The following is a 22,219-nucleotide window of genomic DNA, read 5'->3' as shown; positions in this document are numbered from 1 at the left end:
GAGCCAGGTCGATTGCTTTAGGCGGCCGGTCAGTTGTTTTAGATTGCCGCGCTCTCCAGTTCGGCATCGTCGATCGCGTTCGACGATGCGCGAATGTCGCTCGGCGAAATGCCGTAGCGCTTGCGGAACGCGATCGAGAAATGCGCGGGGCTGTAGCCGACGCGGTACGCCACGGTCGACACGTTCGCGTCCTCCGCGCACAGCATCGCGTGCGCGGTCCGCAGCCGGTATTCCTGCAGGTACGCATACACGCTCGTGCCGAACACCTTGCGGAAGCCGGCCGTCAGCTTGCGCGAATTCATCCCCACCCGGCCCGCGAGCGCATCGAGCGTCGGCGGCTGCTGGAGTTCGCGCGTGAGGATGTCGCTCGCCGCGTACACGCGCTCGACGTCCGACGACGTGACGCGCACGTCGGCCGGCGCGAACTGCCGCTGCGTCGCCAGCAGCTGCGCACTCAGCGCGGTCAGCTCGAATGCCTTGGCCTTCAGGTAGTACTCGCGCACCGCGCCCTCGAACGGGCACGTCGCGATCTGCACCGCGAGCGCCTGCAGCGCCTTCGATGCCGGGCAACTGACGATGCGCGGATCGCCGCCCGTCGGCGCGAGCATCTTCTCCGGCAACAGGCTCAGGTTGCGGTCGAGCGCATCGAGGCCGAGCTGCACGATCGTGTAGCGCAGCGGCACGTCGCGGTCGTAGATCTGGTGCGTCGTGAATTCGCCGTCGTTGGCGATCACGCACAGGCCCGGCCCCTTGATGCACTGCTCGGGCTGGCCCGGCACGCGGCAGCGCAACTGCCCGCTCTGCACGAGGACGAGCTTCAGCCCTTTTTCGAGCGGCTCCTCGTACCAGTCGCGGCTGTCCGAGCACAGCGTGCCGCTCATGAGTTTCATGCCCGCGTCGATGTGCACCACGCCCGGATGATTGCCGGGCACGAGCACCGGCGGGTGACGTCGTGACGAAGCGAAGGAGGTCGAGCTCATCGGAGGTCCGTTGGTTAGGCGGCACGCGCGGCCCGGCGCGCGCCGGCGGCAACCGGCCGATTCTCCGGCCGGGCCGGGCGGGCGCCGCGCGACAGGCGCCCGATCGAATGAAATTGCCGCGATATCGAAAGAAACGACGTTATCGCGGCACTTGTTACAAATGATAATACCTCTCATTTACATTTTTTGACAACTTGCCGGAACCCAAGGTCAGCGCATGCACTCCTCCCTTCCCTCCGTGGCGCCGGCCATCCCGGCCGACGCGCCCGACTGGCCCGACGACTTCGCGCACCGCTATCGCGACGCCGGCTACTGGCAGGACACGACGTTCTTCGAGGCGCTCGACGCGCAAGCGCAGCGCGCCCCCGACGCGCTCGCGGTCGTTGACGGCACCTGCCGGCTCGGCTATCGCGACCTGCTGGCGCGCATCCGCCAGCTTGCGGGCGGCCTCGCGCGTCTGGGCCTGGCGCGCGGCGACGCGGTCGTCGTCCATCTGCCGAACGGCGCACGCTTCATCGAGACCTGCTTCGCGCTGTTCCAGCTCGGGGTGCGGCCGGTGCTCGCGTTGCCTGCCCACCGGCACTACGAGATCGGCGCGTTCTGCCGCTTCGCCGGCGCGCGCGCGTATCTGTGCGCGGCACAACTCGGCGAGTTCGACTGCCGGCCGCTCGCGGCCGCGTTGCAGGCCGACTGCCCGACGCTCGAGCACGTCGTGATGGACGGCGACGATCACGCGTTCACACCATTCGACGCGCTGTACGACGCGCCGCCGCTGCGCGAATGCGCGGCACGCGCCGACGACATCGCGTGCTTCCAGCTGTCGGGCGGCACGACCGGCACGCCGAAGCTGATCCCGCGCCGCCATCGCGAATACCTGTACAACGTGCGTGCGTGCAGCGTCGCGAGCGGATTCGACGCCGACACCGTCTATCTCGCCGCGCTGCCGATGGCGCACAACTTCACGCTGTGCTGCCCCGGCACGATCGGTGCGCTGCTCGCGGGCGGCCGCGTGGTCGCAACCGGGCGGCCCGAGCCCGAACAGAGCTTCGCGCTGATCGCGCAGGAACGCGTCACGCATACCGCGCTCGTGCCGCCGCTCGCGCTGCTGTGGCTCGACGAACAGCCGCAACGCCGGGCCGACCTGTCGAGCCTGCGCGTGCTGCAGGTCGGCGGCGCGCGGTTGATGGACCACGCGGCCGCGCGCGTGACGCCCGTGCTCGGCTGCCGGCTGCAGCAGGTGTTCGGGATGGCCGAAGGGCTCATCTGCTGCACGCGGCTCGACGATTCGCCCGAACGGATCGCGCATACGCAGGGCCGACCCGTGTCGGACGGCGACGAAGTGCGTATCGTCGACGACGCCGGAGAACCGGTCGCACCCGGCGAGATCGGCGAGTTGCAGGTGCGCGGCCCGTACACGATACGCGGCTACTACCGGCTCGCCGAGCACAACGCAGCCGCGTTCACGGCCGACGGCTTCTATCGCAGCGGCGACCGCGTGCGGCGCACCGCCGACGGCGACCTCGTCGTCGAAGGCCGCGACAAGGACCAGATCAATCGCGGCGGCGAGAAGGTCTCCGCCGAGGAAGTGGAGAACCTGCTGCTCGCGCACCCGCAGGTGCACGACGCGGCGGTGGTCGCGATGCCCGACCCGCTGCTCGGCGAGCGCACGTGCGCGTTCGTCGTCGCACGCGCACCCGCGCCGTCCAGGCTGGTGCTGAAACGCTACCTGCGCGACTGCGGGCTCGCCGCCTTCAAGATTCCCGATCGCATCGAGTTCATGCCGCGCTTCCCGGAAACCGGCATCGGCAAGACCAGCAAGAAATCGCTGCGCGATCTGCTGCGCCGCCAGTTGCAGGCGGCGGCCGCATGAGCGCGCGACCGACCGGTTCGAACTGGATCCGCGAGCTGCGCCTGTCACCGTGCCCGCGCGCGCAGCTCGTGTGTTTCCCGCATGCAGGCGGCACCGCGAATTTCTTTCGCAACTGGAGCCGCGCGCTGCCATGGGACGTCGACCTGCTCGCGCTGCAGTATCCGGGCCGCGAGGAACGCTTCGGCGAACCGTGCCTGACGACGATCGACGCCCTCGCCGGCCCCGCCGCCGACGCGCTGCAACGCTATGCGCACGCGCCGCTCGTGCTGTTCGGGCACAGCCTCGGCGCGGCGCTCGCGTACGAGGTGGCGGCGCGGCTCGAGGCACGCGGCGCGGCCCCGCTTTACCTGGCCGTATCCGCGTTGCCGCCGCCGCATCGTCAGCGCCTGTCCGATCTGCACCTGCAATCCGACGACGCGCTCGTGGCCGATGTCGCGCGGCTGTCCGGCGAGCACGCCGCGCTGCTCGCCGATCCGGAGATGCGCGCGATCTACCTGCCGATGATCCGCCACGACTACCGTGCGATCGAGACGTATCGCCGCGACCGGCCGCCGCGGCTCGACACGCCGCTCGGCGTGATGCTGCCGCTTGCCGATTCCGAGCTCGACGACGACGAAGCGCACGCGTGGCAGGACGTCGCGTCGCGCCCGATCCGCATCGAGACGTTCAGCGGCGACCACTTCTACCTGCGGCACCAGTACCCGGCGCTGATCGCGCATCTGGTCGAACGGATCGACCAATCCCTTCGTTACGGAAAGGAGTACACATGAAAACACCGGACGCCTGCACGGGGCTGCCCGACATTCGCGAAGCCATCGATCGCCTGGACGCCGACATCATCGACGCGCTCGGCCGGCGCATGCAATACGTGAAGGCCGCATCGCGCTTCAAGCCCGACGAAGCGAGCATCGCCGCGCCGGAACGGGTGGCCGCGATGCTGCCCGACCGGCGCCGCTGGGCCGAACAGGCGGGCCTCGACGGCGACTACGTCGAGACGCTGTTCGCCGGCCTGATCGCGTGGTACATCGCGCAGCAAACGCAGCACTGGCGCCGGCAACGGGGGCTCGCATGAACGCCGGCCTCCCGCTGCTGCACGACACGTTCGCCCGTGCGGCCCGCCGCGCCGCCGACACCGGCACGCCGACGCTCGCGTCGGTGTCGGTGCCGGTGCGGCCGCTCGACTTCTTCGACCTGATCGCCGCGTGGGACGACGGGGCCACGCCGTGGTTCTTCCACGAAGCCGGCGATGCATCCGTCACGCTGTTCGGCTGGGGCAACGCGCTCGAACTGACCGCCACCGGCGACACGCGCTTCGCGCAGATCGATGCGCGCTGGCGCACGCTCGTTCGCGATGCCGTGACGGCCGGCCCGCAGCCGCCGCGCGCCGTCGGCGGCTTCCGGTTCGATCCGCGCGGCGCGCGCAGCACGCACTGGGCGCCGTTTCCCGACGCCAGCATGACGGTGGCGACGCTGCTGATCGTGCGCGAAGGCGACGCGCACTGGGCCGTCTGCCAGCACGTCGTCGCCGCGCACGACGATCCGGCCGCGCTCGCGCATGCGTGTCTCGCGCGCATCGAGTCGCTCGGCACGCTCGCGGCCGCCCGCGACGACGCTGCACCGCATCTGCTGCACACGCAGGCGCTGCAGGCGAGCGAATGGCAGCACGAAGTCCGGCGCGCGGTGGACGCGATCCACGGCGGCGCGTTCGGCAAGGTCGTGCTCGCGCGCGACGTGCTCGAACAATACGCGCGGCCCGTTGCCATCGCGCCGCTGCTGCGCCGGCTGCGCAAGCGCGACGCGCACGCGCACCTGTTCGCGGTCCACCGTGAAGGCGCCTGCTTCGTCGGCGCCACGCCGGAACGGCTCGCGCGTGTCGCGGCCGGCGACGTGCGCACGCATGCGCTGGCCGGGACGATCCGGCGCGGCGCCACGCCCGACGACGATCGCGCACTCGGCGCGGCCCTGATGGCTTCCGCCAAGGAGCGGCTCGAACACGCGCTCGTCGTCGACGCGATCCGCGCCGCGCTCACGCCGCTGTCGCGCGCGCTCGACGTGCCCGGGGAACCGTCGCTGCACCGGCTGCCGAGGCTGCAGCACCTGAGCACGCCGATCCGCGCGACGCTGAACGCGGACGCGACGCTCTTGCAGGTCATCGCGGCGCTGCACCCGACGCCGGCGGTGGCCGGCCATCCGCGCGACGCGGCGCTCGACCACATCCGCGCGCATGAAGGATTCGATCGCGGCTGGTATGCGGCGCCCGTCGGCTGGATCGACGCGCACGGCAACGGCGACTTCATCGTCGCGCTGCGCTCCGCGCTGGTCGACGGCGGGGCCTGCCGGCTGTTCGCGGGCTGCGGCATCGTCGCCGATTCCGAGCCGGTCAACGAATATCAGGAGACCGAACTCAAGCTGTCGGGCATGCAGGCGGCGATCCGCGTGCGTGATGTGGAGGCGGGGGTGGAGGCGGCACCGGATGCGCATGACCCGGCACGGGTGTCGGCTTCGTCGACGGTCGAGTGACGCCGCGGCGCGGCGGCCGCACGCATCACAACAGCGGCAGCGTGAGCCGGATATGCTCGGCGAACGCCGCCGTCAGGTGCGACGGCCGCTTGCGATCGAACTTCAGCGTAATGCCCACGGCAGGCAACGGCGGCAGGCGCGGATCGCCGGTGACGATCGCCAGGTCGGCCGGTACCGCCGTCTGCGTCATCACCGCGAACGCCTGCCCCGAACGCACCAGCGCGATCAGCCCCGCGAGACTGCTGCTCGCGTAGGCGACGCGGTAATGACGGCCGGCGCGCTCCAGCGCCTCGCAGGCCGCGATGTGGTCGAGCGTGTCGCGATCGGACAACGCAAGCGGCAGCGGATCGAAATGCCCGGGTTCCAGCCCCGGATAGCCGATCCAGACCAGTTGCTCCCGGCGAATGATGTCGTCGTTCGCGCCGTCGTCCGGCAATGAAATCATCGCCAGGTCGACCGCACGTTTCTCCAGCTGTTCGACGAGCCGCGGCGTCGGCCCGCACACGACCTCGACGATCGCCTGCGGATGCTGGCTCGAAAACTGCCGCAGCAGCGACGGCAGCCACACCTCCGCGTAATCGTCCGGGCACCCGAAGCGGATCGTCCCCGACAACCCCGTGCCGCACAGGTCGGCCATCGCCTCGTCGTGCAACCGCAGGATGCGCTGCGCATGCACGAGCAGCCGCTCGCCCGGATGGGTCAGCACCACGCCGCGCCCGGTGCGCTGGAACAGCGGCTGGTCGACGGCCTCCTCGAGCCGCTTCATCTGCTGGCTGAGCGCGGACTGGGTGCGGCCGACACGCGCGGCCGCGCGACTGAGCGCACGCACCTCCGCGATCACGACGAACGAGCGCAGCAGGTCGATTTCAAGCGAAAGCCCCAAGGTATTAGCTCCTTTTCTACCTTGCATAAGAACTATTCGTTTCCATCAAACCAGACGCACGCCTAGACTGCAAGCGCCCCCTGCCCTTTTACCCGGAGATGCCCGATGTCCCTGAACGACGACCCGACCTTCTGGCGCAACGCCAGGCAGCACCTGGTCCGCTATGGCGGCACGTTCGAGCCGATGATCATCGAGCGCGCGAAAGGCAGCTTCGTCTACGACGCCGACGGCCGCGCGATCCTCGATTTCACGTCGGGCCAGATGAGCGCGGTGCTCGGCCACAGCCATCCGGAGATCGTCTCCGTGATCGGCGAATACGCGGGCAAGCTCGACCATCTGTTCAGCGGGATGCTGTCGCGGCCGGTCGTCGACCTCGCGACGCGCCTCGCCGACATCACGCCCGACGGGCTCGATCGCGCGCTGCTGCTCAGCACCGGCGCGGAATCGAACGAAGCGGCGATCCGGATGGCGAAGCTCGTCACCGGCAAGTACGAGATCGTCGGCTTCGCGCAGTCGTGGCACGGGATGACGGGCGCCGCCGCATCGGCCACGTACAGCGCCGGCCGCAAGGGCGTCGGCCCGGCCGCCGTCGGCTCGTTCGCGATTCCCGCACCGTTCACCTACCGGCCGCGCTTCGAGCGCAACGGCACGTACGACTATCTCGCCGAACTCGACTACGCGTTCGACCTGATCGACCGCCAGTCGAGCGGCAACCTCGCCGCGTTCATCGCGGAGCCGATCCTCAGTTCGGGCGGGATCATCGAGCTGCCGGAAGGCTATATGGCCGCGCTCAAGCGCAAGTGCGAGGAACGCGGGATGCTGCTGATCCTCGACGAAGCGCAGACGGGCGTCGGGCGCACCGGCACGATGTTCGCGTGCCAGCGCGACGGCGTGACGCCCGACATCCTGACGCTGTCGAAGACGCTCGGCGCCGGGCTGCCGCTCGCGGCCATGGTGACGTCCGCGGCGATCGAGGAACGCGCGCACGAACTCGGCTACCTGTTCTACACGACGCACGTGTCGGACCCGCTGCCGGCGGCCGTCGGCCTGCGCGTGCTGGACGTCGTTCAGCGCGACGGGCTCGTCGCTCGGGCGAACGTGATGGGCGACCGGCTGCGGCGCGGCCTGCTCGACCTGATGGAGCGTTTCGACTGCATCGGCGACGTGCGCGGACGCGGGCTGCTGCTCGGTGTCGAGATCGTCAAGGATCGCCGGACGAAGGAACCGGCGGACGGGCTCGGCGCGAAGATCACGCGCGAATGCATGAACCTCGGGCTCAGCATGAACATCGTGCAGTTGCCCGGCATGGGCGGCGTGTTCCGGATCGCGCCGCCGCTGACCGTCAGCGAGGAAGAGATCGATCTTGGCCTGTCGCTGCTGGGGCAGGCGATCGAACGGGCGTTGTAGCGGCGCGCGGTAACGCCCTTCCCCGCATCACGCAATCCGTCGCGCCGGCTCGACCGACCGGCGCGACGAATTTCCGATCGATCAACGCGCCTCGGCCGCCCACGCTTCGGCATCCGCGCCGGCCGGAATGCGCATCGGGCTCGACGGATCGGTCGCCGCGCGCCACACGGCTTCGGCGACGTCCTGCGCATGGGTGATCGGCCCCGATGCATCGAGCATCCGCGCGACGGCCTTCCCGACAAACTCCGCATACGCGTCGTGTTCGAAGCCGTGCATGTGCGCACGCGCGTTGTCGCCGAAACGCGTGTCCGGCGCCCGGCCCGGCAGCACCAGATGCGCGCGCACGCCGAACGGTTCGAGTTCGACGGCCATCGATTCGGTGTATGCATTGACCGCCGCCTTGCTCGCGCGATACGCGCCGACCAGCGGCAACGCCTTCAGCGTGACGCTCGACGTGACGTTCACGACCACCCCGGCCCCACGCTCGCGAAACTGCGGCAGCACGGCCTGCGTGACTGCGATCGTGCCGAGCGTGTTGGTCTCGAACAGCGCACGCACCGTATCGAACGGCATGAGCTCGGCCGGCGCGGCCGCGCCGAAACCCGCGTTGTTGACGAGCACGTCGATCGGGCCCGCCGCGTCGATCGCGGCACGGATGCTGTCCGCGTTCGTCACGTCGAGCGCCAGCACGCGCAGGTGCGCCGAAGGCGGCAGCACGGCCGCGTCCGGCGTGCGCATCGTCGCGACGACCTGCCAGTCGCGTGCGAGGAAATGGCGGGCGATCTCGAGGCCGAAGCCGGAGGAACAGCCGGTGATCAGTACGGTCTTCATGCGAACTCCTGAGGTGTGTTGGGCATGTGTCCGTACGATAGATGGCTGGATCCGTATTCGCTACAATCGGAAATCCGATTTTCTTTTGCGAGCGTCCGGCAATGATCGACCCACTGACCGAAGTCGTGACGCTGCTGCAACCGGGCGCGCGGTACTCCAAGTCCGTTCACGGTGCGAGCCCGTGGTCGATCAGCCGCACGGTCGCCGGCGAGCCGTTCTATTGCGCGATCCTCGATGGCGGGTGCCGGATCGCGATCGACGGGCACGCGCCGATCGAACTGCTGCCCGGCGATTTCGTGCTGATTCCGGCCGCCTACGGCGTCGCGATGTCGAGCCTCGAACCGCCGCCGCCGGGCGTCGAAACCGCGCCGCCGGTCGCGCTCGACAACGGCGAATACCGGATCGGCGATCCGGGCAACCCGGTCGACACGCGGATGATGGCCGGCAACTGCAGCTTCGGTTCACCCGACGCGGCACTGCTGGTGTCGCTGCTGCCGCAATTCGTGCACGTGCGCGGCGAACCGCGGTTGACCACGCTCGTGCAACTGGTGCGCGACGAATCGCGCGCACAGCGGCCCGCGCGCGAAATCGTGCTGGCGCGGCTGCTGGAGGTGCTGCTGATCGAGGCGCTGCGGTTCACGACCGACACGAACGCGTCGCCCGGCCTCATGCGCGGGCTGGCCGACAACCGGCTCGCGGCCGCGCTCCGCGGGATGCACGAACGCCCCGCGCATCCGTGGACGGTCGTCGAACTCGCGAAGGAAGCGGCACTGTCGCGCTCGACTTTCTTCGAACGCTTCAACCGCGCGGTCGGCGTCGCGCCAATGGAATACCTGCTCACGTGGCGCATGGCGCTCGCGAAGAACCTGCTCCGGCGCAATGAAGGCCGCATCGCCGAGATCGCGGGGCGCGTCGGCTACAGTTCGGCGAGCACGTTCACGGTCGCGTTCACGCGCCACGTCGGGCGGCCGCCGGCGCAATACGCGCGGGACGAGCAGGCGGCGGCGAACGACGCGTGAGCGGGCGGCATCGGCGTACACTGCAGGACACGTCACGACGCGGCACGAAACGAGCGATGGAGATGGACACGGCGACGAACGGCAGCGACGCACCCGACCACTGGCTCGTCGCTCGGCGCGATGCGGACACCGGCATCGAAAGCCTGCATGCGCATTTCAGCGGCCATGCATACGATGCGCACGATCACGACGACATGCTGGTCGGCTTCACCGAACAGGGCGTGCAGCAATTCCAGTGCCATCGGTCGGTGCATACGAGCGTGCCGGGCCGCGCGATCCTGATCGAGCCGGGCGCGCTGCACGATGGCCACGCGCCCGAAGCGGGCGGCTTCACGTATGGAATGCTGTACCTCCCGCAGGCATGGGTCGAGCGAGCGGCACGCCGGCTGGATCTGCCGGGCCTCGGCGGCGTCGAAGCCGCGTTCGGCCACACGCTGGTCGACGATCGCGGCCTCGTCGACACGATCCGGCAGGCGTTCGTCGCGCTCCACGGCAACGAGGGCAAGCTCGCACGCGACCAGGCGCTCGACCGCCTGCTGACGCGGCTCGGCGGCGAATTGCGCGCCCCGCTCGCGACCGGCGGCAATGCCGTCGCGCCCGCGATTGCCCGCGCGCGCGATCTGCTGCATGCGCGCATGAGCGACGATATCGGCCTCGACGCACTCGTCGATCTCACCGGAATCGACCGGTTCCGGCTGACGCGGCTGTTCCAGCGCGCGTACGGCACGTCGCCGCACGCGTACCTGGTGCGCCTGCGGCTACGCGCCGCGCGCCGCCTGCTGGCCGCCGGCCGCACGCCCGCACAGGTCGCGGCCGACGTCGGCTTCGCCGACCAGAGCCACCTCGGTCGCTGGTTCCGCCGCGCATACCGGATCACGCCGGCTGCGTACCGGCAAATGTGCACAAACGTTCCAGACTGATCCCACGCGGCATCCGATCATGTGCGCTTCAACGAGGAGCAATCATGTTCGATACCAAGGTGGCGCTGATCGTGCGCGACGATCTCGCGGCGTGGCAGAAACTCAATGTCGTCGCGTTTCTCGCGACGGGCGTCGCGGCTGAAGCGCCCGAAGCGCTCGGCGAGCCTTACGAGGATGCGGCGGGACGCCGCTACGGCCGCATGCTGGGCCAGCCGATGCTGGTGTTCGCGGCCGATTTGAACGGCCTGCAGGCCGCGCACCGGCAGGCGCTGTCGCGCGAACTCACGATCGTGCCCTACGTGCACGCGATGTTTTCGACCGGACACGACGCGGCCAACCGCGAAGTCTTTCGTGCCGGCGATGCGGAGCATCCCGACCTCGTCGGGCTGGCGTTGCGCGGGCCGAAGAAAGCAGTCGACAAGGCCGTGAAGGGGCTGGCATTGCATACGTGATGCATCGGCGTTTCGAGTTGGCGATTCGACACGGTAACGGCTACTGCGCGGCCAGCAACTCCGGCTTGTTCCCGTCGATCCACGCCTTTACGTCAATCAGGAGCGCCGTCGCACTATCGAAACACTCGCGAACCGCTGACGCCTGAACCACATCCCCGGAGTAATCGGACAGGTTGCGCTGCTTGCGCAGCGCGTCCAGTACGATCATGCGCTCGACCGGCAAACCGATTGTCTGTGGAAGCGTCTGGATCGCCGTCTGGTGGTGCCCCGGCCGGCTCGTCAACGTACGAAAACCGTTCGCGTGCAACGCCAGCATCGCGAGTTGCATGATCGCCTTGTACGCCGCATCAAAGCGGTTTTCGTTACTCAATGCCGCGATTTGCGCATCCGCCAGATTTCGTTCCGCCGCAGCCAGCAGGCGCGTCGCTTGTTCCCGGTCCGGCCGGATTGCATCAAGACTAACGCCGAGCAAGTTCTGCAAGGTCATGGTCGCTACCAATCAAGAAAATCTTGGGTTTTCCAAGCACGTCCCGTAAAAATGCGTCCTGCCCGGCGACGCCCTCACGAAACTCGTCCGCCGACAGCACCTTGGGATTGATGTCCCGCCCCAACGTAGCCTGCGCATCGTAGAACAGCCGGACCACCGTTGCAAAGCCGACCGAGCCGATCACCATCACATCGACGTCACTGTCCGCCGTCTCCTGGCCGCGCGCGACGGAACCGAACACGAACGCCACACGGATTTCCTCGGCGCAGGGCAACAGCGCTTCGGATAGCACATCAGCCATACCCGAGGTCTTTCGCATGATCGAAGCCAGTTCCTCGTAGATCGGACAACTTCGATTGGCACGATAGAGCACCTGATTGCCCTGCCGATCCCGGCTCAGGATGCCGGCTTCGGCCAGCTTGCTCAGTTCCTTGTGCAGCGTACCGGGCGTCGTGCCCGTCAAACGGGCGATTTCGCGGACGTGCAACGCCTGATCGGGCCGCAACAGGAGCAGGCCCAGCGCGCGGCGACGATAGTCACCAAACAGGGTCGAGGCAATGGATCGTAGCATGATTGACTACGATTGTAGCTCAATTGACTACAAGGCATAGTCCGAGTTGCCGATTGTGTGCCGATCCAGGCCGATTACCGAAATGTAGCCAATTTGACTACGATCGGAGCGAAATTAGCTACATCCATCCCGCGATCAGCATGCAATCCATCACGTCAAAGTGCTACCGGACACGACGCTGCCAACCGCGAAGTCTTTCGTGCCGGCGATGCGGAGCATCCCGACCTCGTCGGGCTGGCGTTGCGCGGGCCGAAAAAGGCGGTCGACAAGGCCGTGAAGGGGTTGGCGCTGCATACGTGAACACCCCAGCCGCCCCCGCATCCCGTATCAACGATGCGCGAGCACGTTGACGAGCTTGCCGAACGGATCGCGCACGTAAAACCGCCGCACGCCCCAAGGCTCGTCAGCCGGGCCGTATTCGACGGGAATCCCGGCGGCATGCACGCGTGCGAGCGCTTCGTCGACGTTGTCGACCTCGATCGACAGATCGGGCGTCGGCGTACCCGCCCCGCCCTGCGATGCGAAGCTGATCTGCACGTCCATCTGCTCGGCATTGCCATAGGTCGCGATCCAGCCGTGGTCCATCAGCAAGTCGAGGCCGAAGATCCGCTGGTAGAAGCGCTTTGCGTCGTCGATTGATCGTGTTTCGATATTGGCGACGATCCGTTTGACCTTCATCGGAGTCCTTCACAGGTCGTGACAGTACCGCGACGCTACACCGGAATCGCGTGCAGAACCAGCGCATCAGCGCCCGGCCGCTTCCATCCCGGCACGCCGGGCCCGGGTGGCCCGCTCGCCTGGCTTGCCGGCCAGCCACACACCGATCGCGACGACCACGATGCCGAGATAGGTCGACATCGCGATGCTGTCGCCGAACATCCACGCGGCCCAGGTCAGCGTCACCGGCGGCTCGAGATAAACGAGGGTCGCCACGCGCGTCGCGGGCATGCGCTTGAGCAGCGCCCACAGCGACAGGTAGGCCACGAAGGTCGAGAAAACCGTCAGCCACACGACGGACACCCACACGTCCGGCTGGGTCGGTACGTGCAGATCGCCCGTGACGATCCCGCTCGCCGCGAACAGCACCAGGCTCACGCAGCCTTGCACGAACAGCGGCAGGCACAACCCGTCCCCGTTGCTGCGCGCGACCGTCAGCGCGCGGCGCCGCTGGTAGATCGTCGCGATCGACAGCCCCGACGCGGACACCAGTGGCAGCAGGTACATGACGAGCCCGACCGATCCGGCCGGCAGCGCATATTGCCCGCCGATCACGATGCCCACGCCGACGAACCCGACGACGAGGCCGGCCCACTGGCGCGCCCCGCTGCGCTCGCTGCCCTCGAGCGCCGTCATCGCGGCCGTGATGAGCGGCTGCAACGCGGCGACGATCGCGGCGATGCCGGGCGGCAGGCCGTGCTGGATCGCGACGTATACGCAGGCCAGATAGAGAAACTGCGACAGGAAGCCGATCACCGCGTGATAGCGGAGCTTCTCCCGCGTCAGGCGCCCGAGCTGCCGGTTGAGAACGATCGCCAGGCACAGCGTGACGAGCAGGAACCGCCAGAACAGCAGGTTGAACGCACCGGCCGTCTCCGCGCCGAGCTTGGCGCCGATGAAGCCGGAACTCCACGACAACACGAAAACGAGCTGAAGCAGGAATAGCGGCATGGGGCGACGGCTCTCGGAAGGTTGCCGGGGACAGGCGCGGGTTCTTGATCGACGTGAATCATTCCCCGGATACGCGCAACGCACGACCGGCTGCCTGCCGTTGTCTGCCGGTTGGCCTGTCGGTTGACCCGAGAATAGGGAGGCCCAATAATTCCGTCAATCGACATTACCTGAATCACTGATTCGGAATTTCAAAATCATGCCCCGTACCCTGGACGTCGACCTGCTGCGTACCTTCCACGCCGTCGCGAAGCTGGGCCGCTTCAAGGATGCGGCCGCCCAGGTGAATCGCAGCCCGTCGTCGGTCACCGCGCAGATCCAGAAGCTCGAGGAAATGGTCGCGCAGCGCCTGTTCACGCGAAACAACCAGGCGGTCGAACTCACGCAGTTCGGCCACAAGCTGCTGAGCGACACCACGGAGTTTCTGCTGAGCCACGACCGGCTCGTCGAATCGCTGTCGCCGCAGATGCTGACCGGCAAGTTGCGGCTCGGCATTCCCGATTCGTACGCCGCGCACTTCATGGCGGAATTCCTGCCCCGCTTCGCGGCCGATCGGCCGTTGCTCGAACTGACGGTCGAAGCACGTTCCAGCGAGGAACTGCAGCTACTGTTCTCCCGCGGTCAGCTCGACATCACGATTGCCGTGGTGTCGAAGGCGCGGCCGCACGCGGAACTGCTCAGCAAGACCCATCCGGTGTGGGTGGCCGCGCGCACGTTCAAGTTCAATCCCGATGCGCCGCTGCCGATCGCCGTGCAACTGCAGGGATGTCCGTACCGCGACACCGCGTTGAACGCGCTGAAGAAGGCAAAGATCGCACACCGGTTGCTGCTCGAGAGCGCGAGTTCGCCTGCGGTCGAAGCGTGCATCGCGAATGGCCTCGCGGTCGGCATCATCGAGCACGAGCGCGTGTCCGGCAACCTGACGAGCAACGTCGCGGGGATCGCACTGCCCGATCTTCCGCCGCACCTGATCACGATCCTGACGGACGACGGCAATCGCGCCGCGCTGCATTTGCGCGACGTGCTGAAAAGTACGTTCAGGATCGGCTAGGGTAGAAAAGTCATCGGCAGGTCGAGGTCGAGGTCGAGGCCGAACCGCTGCCGATAGCGGTGTTTCGCGTCGTCGCCAGGCGTAGACCGCCGGCCCGTTGCAGGCCGGCGGCTTTCCGGCGTCAACCGCCGAGATACGCCTGCTTGATCCGGTCGTTCGCGAGCAGGTTCGCGCCCGTATCCGCGAGCACCACGCGCCCCGTTTCGAGCACGTAGCCGCGATCGGCCACGCCGAGCGCCTTGTTCGCGTTCTGCTCGACGAGGAACACCGTGACGCCTTCGTCGCGGATCGTCCGGATGATGTCGAAGATCTGCGCGATCACGAGCGGCGCGAGGCCGAGCGTCGGCTCGTCGAGCAGCAGCAGGCGCGGCTTGCTCATCAGCGCGCGGCCGATCGCCAGCATCTGCTGCTCGCCGCCCGACATCGTGCCGGCCCGCTGCGTCGCGCGCTCCTTCAGGCGCGGAAACAGCTTGAACACGTGCTCGATGCCGTCGTCGATCTCGTGACGGCTCGCGAAGAAGCCGCCCATCTTCAGGTTCTCGAGCACCGTCAGGCTCGGGAACACGCGCCGCCCTTCCGGCGAGATCGCCATCCCCTGCCGCATGATCTGGTGCGTCGACATCGCGGTAATGTCGTTGCCCTCGAACAGCACGCGGCCCGACGATGCGCGCGGCGTGCCGCACACGGTCATCATCAGCGTCGTCTTGCCGGCACCGTTGCTGCCGATCAGCGTGACGATCTCGCCCTTGTTCACCCCGATCGACACGCCCGCGAGCGCCTCGACCGCGCCGTAGTGCGTATGGACCTGTTCCAGCTTCAGCATCACTCTTCCCCCAGATACGCCTTGATCACGCGCGGGTCGTTGCGGACCGCTTCCGGCGTGCCGATCACGATCGGCCGGCCGTGCTCCATCACGAGGATGCGGTCGGACACGCCCATCACGAGGCTCATGTCGTGTTCGATCAGCAGCACCGACACGCCGAACTCGTGGCGCAACTTGTCGATCAGGTGCTGCAGTTCGACCTTCTCCTGCGGGTTGAGGCCGGCCGCCGGCTCGTCGAGCATCAGCAGGCGCGGCTCGGTGATCATGCAGCGTGCAATCTCCAGGCGCCGCTGGTGCCCGTACGACAGCGTGCCGGCCGGCCGGTTGGCGACCGACGTCAGCCCCATCCGGTCGAGCCACACCGCCGCGCGCTCGAGAGCTTCCTTCTCGGCACGGCGATACGCGGGCGTCGAGAACAGGCCCGGCAGCAACCCCGCCTTCACCTTGCGGTGCTGCGCGACGAGCAGGTTCTCGACGACGGTCAGCGACTTGAACAGGCGGATGTTCTGGAACGTCCGCACGAGGCCCTTCAACGCGATCTTGTGGCTCGGCAGCCCTGCGATCGCGTGGCCGTCGAGCACGACGTCGCCGCCGGTCGGCTTGTAGAAACCGCCGACGCAGTTGAACACCGTGGTCTTGCCCGCGCCGTTCGGCCCGATGATCGCGAACACTTCATCGCGGCGCACGTCGAAATCGATCCCGTCCACCGCGAGCAACCCGCCGAAGCGCATCTGCAGCCCGGCGACCTTCAACAGTTCTGCATGTGCGCTCATTGCGGCAGCTCCACGTGGGGACGGCTCGCGGGCAGCAGGCCCTGCGGACGCCACATCATCATCAACACCATCACCAGACCGAAGATCAGCATCCGGTACTCGGCGAAGCCGCGCGCGACTTCCGGCAGCACGGTCAGCAGGATCGCCGCGAGAATCACGCCGAGCTGCGAACCCATCCCGCCGAGCACGACGATCGCGAGGATCAGCGCCGATTCGATGAAGGTGAACGATTCAGGATTCACGAGGCCCTGGCGCGCCGCGAAGAACGCGCCGCCGATGCCCGCGAACGCCGCGCCGAGCGTGAACGCCGACAGCTTGATGCGCGTCGGGTTCAGGCCCAGCGAACGGCACGCGATCTCGTCGTCGCGCAGCGCTTCCCACGCACGGCCCATCGGCATGCGGATCAGGCGGCTCGTGACGAACAGCGTGAAGCCGACCAGCACGAGCGCGAGCAGGTACAGGAAGATCACCACGTGGTCGCCGCTGTATTCCAGCCCGATCAGTTCGTGGAACGTCTTCGCACCCTCGACGCTCGCGCTGCGCGTCATCTCGTAGCCGAACACGGTCGGCTTCGGGATGCCCGAGATGCCGTCCGGGCCGCCCGTGAGGCTCGTCAGGTTGTTCGCGAGCAGGCGGATGATTTCGCCGAAGCCGAGCGTGACGATCGCGAGATAGTCGCCGCGCAGCCGCAGCACCGGGAAGCCGAGCAGGAAGCCGAACGTCGCGGCCGCGATCGCGGCGAGCGGCAGGCACTCCCAGAACGACAGCCCGAAGTACTGGTTCAGCATCGCGTACGTGTAGCCGCCGACCGCGTAGAACCCGACGTAGCCGAGATCCAGCAGCCCCGCGAAACCGACCACGATGTTCAGCCCGAGGCCGAGGATCACGTAGATCAGCGCGAGCGTCGCGACGTCCACCGCGCCGCGCGAGCCGAAGAACGGCCACACGAGCCCGACCGCGAGCAGCACCCATACGACCGCGCGCTGCTGCCGCGCGCCCATCGCGGGCATCGCCGGCAGCTTCACCGCCGATTTCGCGCGCACGAGCCACGGCTTGAACAACTGGAACAGGAACACGGCCGCGACCGCGATCCACACCGGCCGCCAGTGCGGCGTGAGCACCACCTGATAGCCGTCGAGCTTCAGTTGCAGCCCGAGCACCGGAATCGTGAGGATCGCCGTCAGGAACGCGGCGGCCACGGCATTTTTCAGCGCCTGGCCGATCGAAGCGTCGGCGGCCGGGCGGCGAACGGAAATGACTGTACTCATCTGCGTCTCCCTCAAACCTTTTCGATGTCCGACTTGCCGAGCAGGCCGGTCGGGCGGAAGAGCAGGATCAGCACGAGCAGGCCGAACGCAACGACGTCCTTGTACTCGGCCGGCATGTAGCCTGCGGCGAAGGTTTCAGCGAGGCCCAGCAGCACGCCGCCGAGCATCGCGCCCGGGATGCTGCCGATCCCGCCGAGCACCGCGGCCGTGAACGCCTTGATACCCGCGACGAAGCCGATATACGGGTTCAGCTTGCCGATCGTCAGCCCGATCAGCACGCCGCCGACGGCCGCCAGCATCGCGCCGAGCACGAACGTGAACGAGATCACGCGGTTCGTGTCGATGCCGAGCAGGTTCGCCATCTTCATGTCCTCGGCGCACGCGCGGCAGGCACGGCCCATCCGCGAATGCGAGATGAACAGCGTGAGCGCGATCATCAGCACGACCGTCACGCAGACGATCAGCAGGCGCGCATACGGAACCGTCACGTCGAAGTCGCCGCCGAGATGAATGTCGAACGCGCCGGAGATCAGCACCGGCACCGACACGTCGCGCGCGCCCTGGCCGATCTGCACGTAGTTCTGCAGGAAGATCGACATGCCGATCGCGGAGATCAGCGGCACGAGGCGCGGGCCGCCGCGCAGCGGCCGATACGCGACGCGCTCGACCGCGAAACCGTACAGCCCGGTGACGATCACCGACACGATCAGTGCGGCGCCGAGCACGAGCGGCAGCGGATAACCGGCGGAGATGCCGATGGCCGTGAGGGTGACGAGGCCCACGTACGCGCCGATCATGTAGATCTCGCCGTGGGCGAAGTTGATCATGCCGATGATGCCGTAGACCATCGAATAGCCGATGGCGATCAACGCATAGATCGCACCCAGCGTCAGGCCGTTGACCAGTTGCTGGGCGAATTGCGGAAAGAAGTCAGTCATGTGCGGGAAGCTCCCGTTGGCGCTGTGTCGCGTACCGCGCCGGATCACGGCATTCGGCCGCGCGCAACGCACGGTGTCGTCTCGGGCCGCCTGCCGGCCGCGCACTGGGGACACGCGCGGCGCGAATGCACACCCGCCCCGTCCGGGTTTCGGACAGGGCGGATGCGTGGGCGGGTACTCCGTATTACTTGGCGGCGGTCTTCGTCGCGTCCTTGTGCCACGTGTACACGACGAACTTGAACGCCTTCAGGTCGCCCTGCGCGTCATACGCGACCTTGCCGATCGGCGTGTCGAACGTCGTCTTGTGCATGTACGCGGCGACCTTGGTCGGGTCGGTCGTCTTCGCGCCGGCGATCGCGTCGGCGATGATCTTCACCGCGGCGTACGACGGCATCTGGAACGGGCCGTTCGGATCGCGCTTCTTGTCCGCGAACGCCTTCACGAGCGCTGCGTTGGCCGGATCGGCCGAGAAGTCGGCCGGCAGCGTGACGAGCATGCCTTCCGAGGCCGGGCCGGCGATTGCCGTCACGTCCTTGTTGCCCACGCCTTCAGGCCCCATGAACGTGGCCTTCACGCCCTGCTCGCGCGCCTGGCGCAGCAGCAGGCCCATTTCCGGGTGGTAGCCGCCGAAGTAGACGAAATCGACGCCTTGCGACTTCAGCTTCGTGATGATCGCCGAGTAGTCCGAATCGCCGGCGTTGATGCCTTCGAACAGCACGACCGGGATCTTCGCGGCTTCGAGGTCCTTCTTCACCGACGACGCGATGCCCTGGCCGTACGACTGCTTGTCGTGCAGCACCGCGACCTTCTTCGGCTTCACGTTGTTGATGATGAAGTGCGCGGCGGCCGGGCCTTGCTGGTCGTCACGGCCGATCGTGCGGAAGATGAAGTGACGCTTCTTGCCTTCCGTCAGCTGCGGTGCGGTGGCCGACGGCGTGACCATCACGATGCCTTCGTTCTCGTAGATGTCGGAGGCCGGGATCGTCGACCCCGAGCACACGTGGCCGATCACGTATTTGATCTTCTGACTGACGATCTTGTTGGCGACAGCGACGGCCTGCTTCGGTTCGCATGCGTCGTCCATCATCACGACTTCGAACTTGTTGCCGCCCGCACCGCCTGCTGCGTTGACCTGCTCGATCGCGGTCAGCGCGCCGGCCTTCACCATGTCGCCGTATTGGGCGACCGAGCCGCTCATCGGACCAGCGATGGCGATCTTCACGGTTTCCGCTTGCGCGGTGGCCGCGCCGGCGGCGAACAGCACGGCGGCGACGGAAATGGACGTAAGACGGGACAGCGTCATCTGGGAGCTCCTCGATGTTGTTTAGTCATACGGGCAAAGGCGGCATGACTTGCGCAATCGAACAGCACCCGGGGCGAGGACATGGGACACGCCCGAGACACATAGAAGACGGAACTCCAGCGGAATGTTGCGTAGCGGGGCCCGGCTCTTGCAGTCCCCGAAGGGGACGTCTGGTTCGGAAAGACATCGTGATGCGTCTTGCATTGCGCAAGCGTTTCGCCTGCCCCGCTTGCCAAACCGCTTGATCGGAGGGGTGGTCCGACAGCCGTTGGCAAGGCAGTCGAAATTATATGGGCGTTTTTAAATCGTCTGTCAAAAATGCCGGTCTACCGAGGGAAAACACGTAGAGAGGTTGTGACAGTCGGTAGCAATGACGGCGCAACCTCGGGGCGCTGGGGGCGGGGGCTGGGAGTGCAATCTGGTTGCTATTGGCGGGGGTTTTTCGGCGCTGTGCCTTGTCGGGATTGGGATCGGGTGATAGGCGATTTTTCGTAGAGTGTGGCGGAGCCGCAAAGGGTCGCATCGTCGTCCTTCAATCGACTGATGATTGGTTTGCCGAGCACCATTGCAGTGCGTTGGGTGGAGGCGCTAAAGCCTTCTATTTGCCGACGATTTTCGATCATTAGAAAGGCGATTGTTAATGATGTGAAATAATACGAATTCGCCTCTGCAATCCAGCCAGCCTTCCTGCGAGACGCGTCCACCGCGCCTCGCAGTCGCTTCAGGGCCACTTCAACGCCCGCCCGTCGCCCAGCCGCCAGCCAGTGATCTGCCGTTTTTTTCATTGCACATCACCTGATTGGGATCGCTCATGAATCATCCGTTTCGCCTTTCCTCCGCCGCCGCGATCGCGTGCGCGCTCTCCGTTTCCACCGCCAATGCGTCCGGCCGCGATACGCTGACCGATCGGTCGGCCGGTGCCAATGTCTTTCGTTCCGAACGGCGCGCTGCCATTCGCGATGATGGACATACGGCACGCATGAACCGCCGCCGCTCGCAGTACGCCGCGCCCGTGGAACGTAGTCCGTTCGATACGCCGGATACGCGGCCGTTGCGTGTAACGGGCGATGCGCTTGTGGCAGCGCCGCCTTCGTCGGAGCACGAACCCGATTTGGTATTGCCCGCGAATCGGGTCGCGCTCGGGGCGGGTGGCAGCGATAGTTTTGGCCGCGCGGTGCCTGGATACGAGCAGCGTGAGCAGAACTGGAATGAATACCTGCGGGCGAATGGCTCACGGCCGGCGGGTAGTGGCGGATCGTATGCGGCGCAGCGGCCGTACGACGCGCCGCGCGGGCCGCATGGTGCGCCGAATCCGTTCGATCCATCCGTGCCGCAGCCGGAGACGCGGACGTTCTATGACAATGGAGCGGGGACGCATTGCACGGCTACCGGCGGTGCGGGGACGTCGCGGTCGTCTTGCAATATTGCCTGGTGATGCGTCGGGGCGGGTGGTAGCAGCAGCCCTGCCCAGCGCGCTGCGCGAGTTCGCGCAGCGCGGCCGCATCCTGCGGCGTTGCCTTTTATAACTGCGTGATGATCAGGCTGCCGGGCTCGATCAGGACTTGTCCTTTGCGGCGCGGGACAAAACACGCGTCGTTGATCAGCCATATTCCACCGATCTTTATGTACGGCTAGAACTTTTCCGGCCTGGGGTCCATTCTTTTCGGGGAACCCCACATTTGACGGATTCGGCTACAAAATACACCAATGCACTGTTCGTTAGATAGTTCCCGCTTGAGCCGTCGAACTGCGCTGCAGCATCTGGCCCGGCAAAAAAGCGAGTTTCCGATTCTTCACTTACAACTCCAGTCTCGGGGTTGACCAAGTATGTTTTCTGTGAAAATTTCTTTAATATTTTCCAGACCGCTTTAACAAAAGCATCCATGGCTGGCTCAGCGTTAGGATCATAGGATGCCGTCAACCTTCCGTCACGTAGAGATTGAGGGGCATAACCAGCTTCTCTTGATCGAAGAACCTGAATCATTCCAGGTCCGACGTTTCCCCCCATATAACTACCGCCTCCCGGGTGAGGAGCAACAAACTCTCGCGCGTACCGCTCGACAGTGCAAATCGCTTCGTCAAGGATCACGACATTTGAGAATGGGTGTCCATGACATTCCGCCATGCTGTCATGAGCAGCCGGAACCGGGGAACTCCAAAGAAATGAGTCGATAAACTTGATACTTGGTATATGTGCCTTCAACAGACCCGAGAACACCGCTTCATCGACATCAGTCATGAATATCTGCAACGTCGGCATCTTGGTGGTCAAAACACCCTCCTTCTTTCAACGGCAGTGACGGCAGGCAGCATTGTCTATTGTATTCAAGTATCCAGGTTGCAAGAGCCCCCTTAAAAACCATGAATCGCACTCGAATCCTGTTGAGTGATTCAATTAGCGTTCACCCGATCCCACTGAAACTTCCACTCACCAACCCATTGTATGCACCACGCC

General features: G+C 66.5%; 24 protein-coding genes and 1 pseudogene. 11 read left to right on the top strand and 14 right to left on the bottom strand.

The genetic code is table 11. The features are described from left to right. Positions 1-38: 38 nt before the first annotated feature. Positions 39-980 carry a helix-turn-helix transcriptional regulator gene (locus DPV74_RS08285; protein ID WP_021163802.1) on the bottom strand — a complete coding sequence of 314 codons (942 nt, stop codon included), beginning with the start codon at positions 978-980 and terminating at the stop codon, positions 39-41. 217 nt (positions 981-1,197) lie between these two features. Here DPV74_RS08285 and DPV74_RS08280 point away from each other — a divergent pair, with 217 nt between their 5' ends. The 4 genes from DPV74_RS08280 to DPV74_RS08265 are packed head-to-tail and all read left to right on the top strand — an operon-like array spanning position 1,198 to position 5,370. Next, positions 1,198-2,850 (top strand): (2,3-dihydroxybenzoyl)adenylate synthase, encoded by a 1,653-nt coding sequence (locus DPV74_RS08280; protein WP_119336954.1) that lies wholly within the window; start codon positions 1,198-1,200, stop codon positions 2,848-2,850. Further along, entirely contained in the window at positions 2,847-3,620 is a 774-nt protein-coding gene (locus tag DPV74_RS08275) for a thioesterase II family protein (protein ID WP_060312723.1), read from the top strand. Before DPV74_RS08280 ends, DPV74_RS08275 begins: the two co-directional genes overlap by 4 nt. Further along, positions 3,617-3,922: an isochorismate lyase gene (locus tag DPV74_RS08270; protein ID WP_021163799.1), complete on the top strand. Its 306-nt coding sequence runs from the start codon at positions 3,617-3,619 to the stop codon at positions 3,920-3,922. Before DPV74_RS08275 ends, DPV74_RS08270 begins: the two co-directional genes overlap by 4 nt. Next, positions 3,919-5,370 (top strand): isochorismate synthase, encoded by a 1,452-nt coding sequence (locus tag DPV74_RS08265; RefSeq protein ID WP_119336953.1) that lies wholly within the window; start codon positions 3,919-3,921, stop codon positions 5,368-5,370. Before DPV74_RS08270 ends, DPV74_RS08265 begins: the two co-directional genes overlap by 4 nt. A gap of 25 nt (positions 5,371-5,395) precedes the next feature. Here the strand turns inward: DPV74_RS08265 and DPV74_RS08260 are convergent, their stop codons facing one another. Beyond that, the gene (locus DPV74_RS08260; protein WP_081064767.1) at positions 5,396-6,280 is read right to left on the bottom strand and encodes a LysR family transcriptional regulator; all 885 of its coding nucleotides are present in this window, start codon (positions 6,278-6,280) and stop codon (positions 5,396-5,398) included. A 78-nt stretch (positions 6,281-6,358) separates the two neighbouring features. Here DPV74_RS08260 and DPV74_RS08255 point away from each other — a divergent pair, with 78 nt between their 5' ends. Further along, positions 6,359-7,660, top strand: coding sequence for an aspartate aminotransferase family protein (locus DPV74_RS08255; RefSeq protein WP_119336952.1), 1,302 nt, complete (start codon positions 6,359-6,361; stop codon positions 7,658-7,660). 81 nt (positions 7,661-7,741) lie between these two features. On the opposite strand, the gene DPV74_RS08250 is transcribed toward DPV74_RS08255, so the two are convergent. Further along, complete coding sequence (locus DPV74_RS08250; RefSeq protein WP_059698358.1) at positions 7,742-8,491, bottom strand: SDR family oxidoreductase; 750 nt, start codon at positions 8,489-8,491, stop codon at positions 7,742-7,744. Positions 8,492-8,532: 41 nt separating this feature from the next. On the opposite strand from DPV74_RS08250, the gene DPV74_RS08245 reads away from it, so the two are divergent. From DPV74_RS08245 to DPV74_RS08235, 3 genes are all read left to right on the top strand, one after another. Continuing rightward, a complete protein-coding gene (locus tag DPV74_RS08245; RefSeq protein ID WP_059698359.1) occupies positions 8,533-9,510 on the top strand; it encodes an AraC family transcriptional regulator in 978 nt (325 codons plus the stop codon). A gap of 62 nt (positions 9,511-9,572) precedes the next feature. Beyond that, positions 9,573-10,430, top strand: coding sequence for an AraC family transcriptional regulator (locus DPV74_RS08240; protein WP_119336957.1), 858 nt, complete (start codon positions 9,573-9,575; stop codon positions 10,428-10,430). A gap of 44 nt (positions 10,431-10,474) precedes the next feature. After that, entirely contained in the window at positions 10,475-10,882 is a 408-nt protein-coding gene (locus tag DPV74_RS08235; RefSeq protein WP_021161420.1) for a DUF2000 domain-containing protein, read from the top strand. A gap of 40 nt (positions 10,883-10,922) precedes the next feature. Here the strand turns inward: DPV74_RS08235 and DPV74_RS08230 are convergent, their stop codons facing one another. Both DPV74_RS08230 and DPV74_RS08225 read right to left on the bottom strand, forming a co-directional pair. Beyond that, on the bottom strand, positions 10,923-11,369 hold the full coding sequence (locus DPV74_RS08230) for a hypothetical protein (protein WP_027789666.1): 447 nt from the start codon (positions 11,367-11,369) through the stop codon (positions 10,923-10,925). Then, on the bottom strand, positions 11,341-11,940 hold the full coding sequence (locus DPV74_RS08225; protein ID WP_027789667.1) for a nucleotidyltransferase domain-containing protein: 600 nt from the start codon (positions 11,938-11,940) through the stop codon (positions 11,341-11,343). Before DPV74_RS08225 ends, DPV74_RS08230 begins: the two co-directional genes overlap by 29 nt. A gap of 162 nt (positions 11,941-12,102) precedes the next feature. Between DPV74_RS08225 and DPV74_RS08220 the strand changes: the two are divergent. After that, positions 12,103-12,240 (top strand): annotated as a pseudogene (locus DPV74_RS08220) (DUF2000 family protein); the annotation flags it as partial. A 27-nt stretch (positions 12,241-12,267) separates the two neighbouring features. On the opposite strand, the gene DPV74_RS08215 reads toward DPV74_RS08220, so the two are convergent. Both DPV74_RS08215 and DPV74_RS08210 read right to left on the bottom strand, forming a co-directional pair. Continuing rightward, positions 12,268-12,618 (bottom strand): VOC family protein, encoded by a 351-nt coding sequence (locus tag DPV74_RS08215; RefSeq protein WP_119336951.1) that lies wholly within the window; start codon positions 12,616-12,618, stop codon positions 12,268-12,270. A 66-nt stretch (positions 12,619-12,684) separates the two neighbouring features. Then, positions 12,685-13,608: a DMT family transporter gene (locus tag DPV74_RS08210; protein WP_119336950.1), complete on the bottom strand. Its 924-nt coding sequence runs from the start codon at positions 13,606-13,608 to the stop codon at positions 12,685-12,687. Between the two features lie 199 nt (positions 13,609-13,807). Between DPV74_RS08210 and DPV74_RS08205 the strand changes: the two genes are divergently transcribed. Then, the gene (locus DPV74_RS08205) at positions 13,808-14,659 is read left to right on the top strand and encodes a LysR substrate-binding domain-containing protein (RefSeq protein WP_059698365.1); all 852 of its coding nucleotides are present in this window, start codon (positions 13,808-13,810) and stop codon (positions 14,657-14,659) included. 121 nt (positions 14,660-14,780) lie between these two features. On the opposite strand, the gene DPV74_RS08200 is transcribed toward DPV74_RS08205, so the two are convergent. The 6 genes from DPV74_RS08200 to DPV74_RS08175 form a co-directional block, all read right to left on the bottom strand. Next, positions 14,781-15,482 carry an ABC transporter ATP-binding protein gene (locus DPV74_RS08200; RefSeq protein ID WP_119336949.1) on the bottom strand — a complete coding sequence of 234 codons (702 nt, stop codon included), beginning with the start codon at positions 15,480-15,482 and terminating at the stop codon, positions 14,781-14,783. Beyond that, on the bottom strand, positions 15,482-16,255 hold the full coding sequence (livG, locus tag DPV74_RS08195; RefSeq protein WP_119336948.1) for a high-affinity branched-chain amino acid ABC transporter ATP-binding protein LivG: 774 nt from the start codon (positions 16,253-16,255) through the stop codon (positions 15,482-15,484). Before livG ends, DPV74_RS08200 begins: the two co-directional genes overlap by 1 nt. Then, the gene (locus tag DPV74_RS08190) at positions 16,252-17,523 is read right to left on the bottom strand and encodes a high-affinity branched-chain amino acid ABC transporter permease LivM (protein WP_060086185.1); all 1,272 of its coding nucleotides are present in this window, start codon (positions 17,521-17,523) and stop codon (positions 16,252-16,254) included. The genes livG and DPV74_RS08190 overlap by 4 nt, the downstream gene beginning before the upstream one ends. Positions 17,524-17,534: 11 nt before the next feature. Continuing rightward, on the bottom strand, positions 17,535-18,461 hold the full coding sequence (gene livH, locus DPV74_RS08185; protein WP_119336947.1) for a high-affinity branched-chain amino acid ABC transporter permease LivH: 927 nt from the start codon (positions 18,459-18,461) through the stop codon (positions 17,535-17,537). Between the two features lie 184 nt (positions 18,462-18,645). Beyond that, positions 18,646-19,764, bottom strand: a complete 1,119-nt coding sequence (locus DPV74_RS08180) for a branched-chain amino acid ABC transporter substrate-binding protein (RefSeq protein WP_027789675.1) — start codon at positions 19,762-19,764, stop codon at positions 18,646-18,648. A 425-nt stretch (positions 19,765-20,189) separates the two neighbouring features. Then, positions 20,190-20,549: a hypothetical protein gene (locus tag DPV74_RS08175; protein WP_162922986.1), complete on the bottom strand. Its 360-nt coding sequence runs from the start codon at positions 20,547-20,549 to the stop codon at positions 20,190-20,192. Between the two features lie 26 nt (positions 20,550-20,575). On the opposite strand from DPV74_RS08175, the gene DPV74_RS08170 reads away from it, so the two are divergent. Continuing rightward, positions 20,576-21,199 (top strand): hypothetical protein, encoded by a 624-nt coding sequence (locus DPV74_RS08170; protein ID WP_119336946.1) that lies wholly within the window; start codon positions 20,576-20,578, stop codon positions 21,197-21,199. A 186-nt stretch (positions 21,200-21,385) separates the two neighbouring features. Here DPV74_RS08170 and DPV74_RS08165 read toward each other — a convergent pair whose 3' ends face one another. Further along, positions 21,386-22,036, bottom strand: a complete 651-nt coding sequence (locus tag DPV74_RS08165) for a hypothetical protein (protein ID WP_119336945.1) — start codon at positions 22,034-22,036, stop codon at positions 21,386-21,388. Between the last annotated feature and the right edge of the window lie 183 nt (positions 22,037-22,219).

It is taken from the genome of Burkholderia sp. HAN2018, assembly GCF_024704855.1.
Lineage (GTDB): Bacteria > Pseudomonadota > Gammaproteobacteria > Burkholderiales > Burkholderiaceae > Burkholderia > Burkholderia cepacia.
This window is presented reverse-complemented; position numbering and strand designations above follow the sequence as displayed.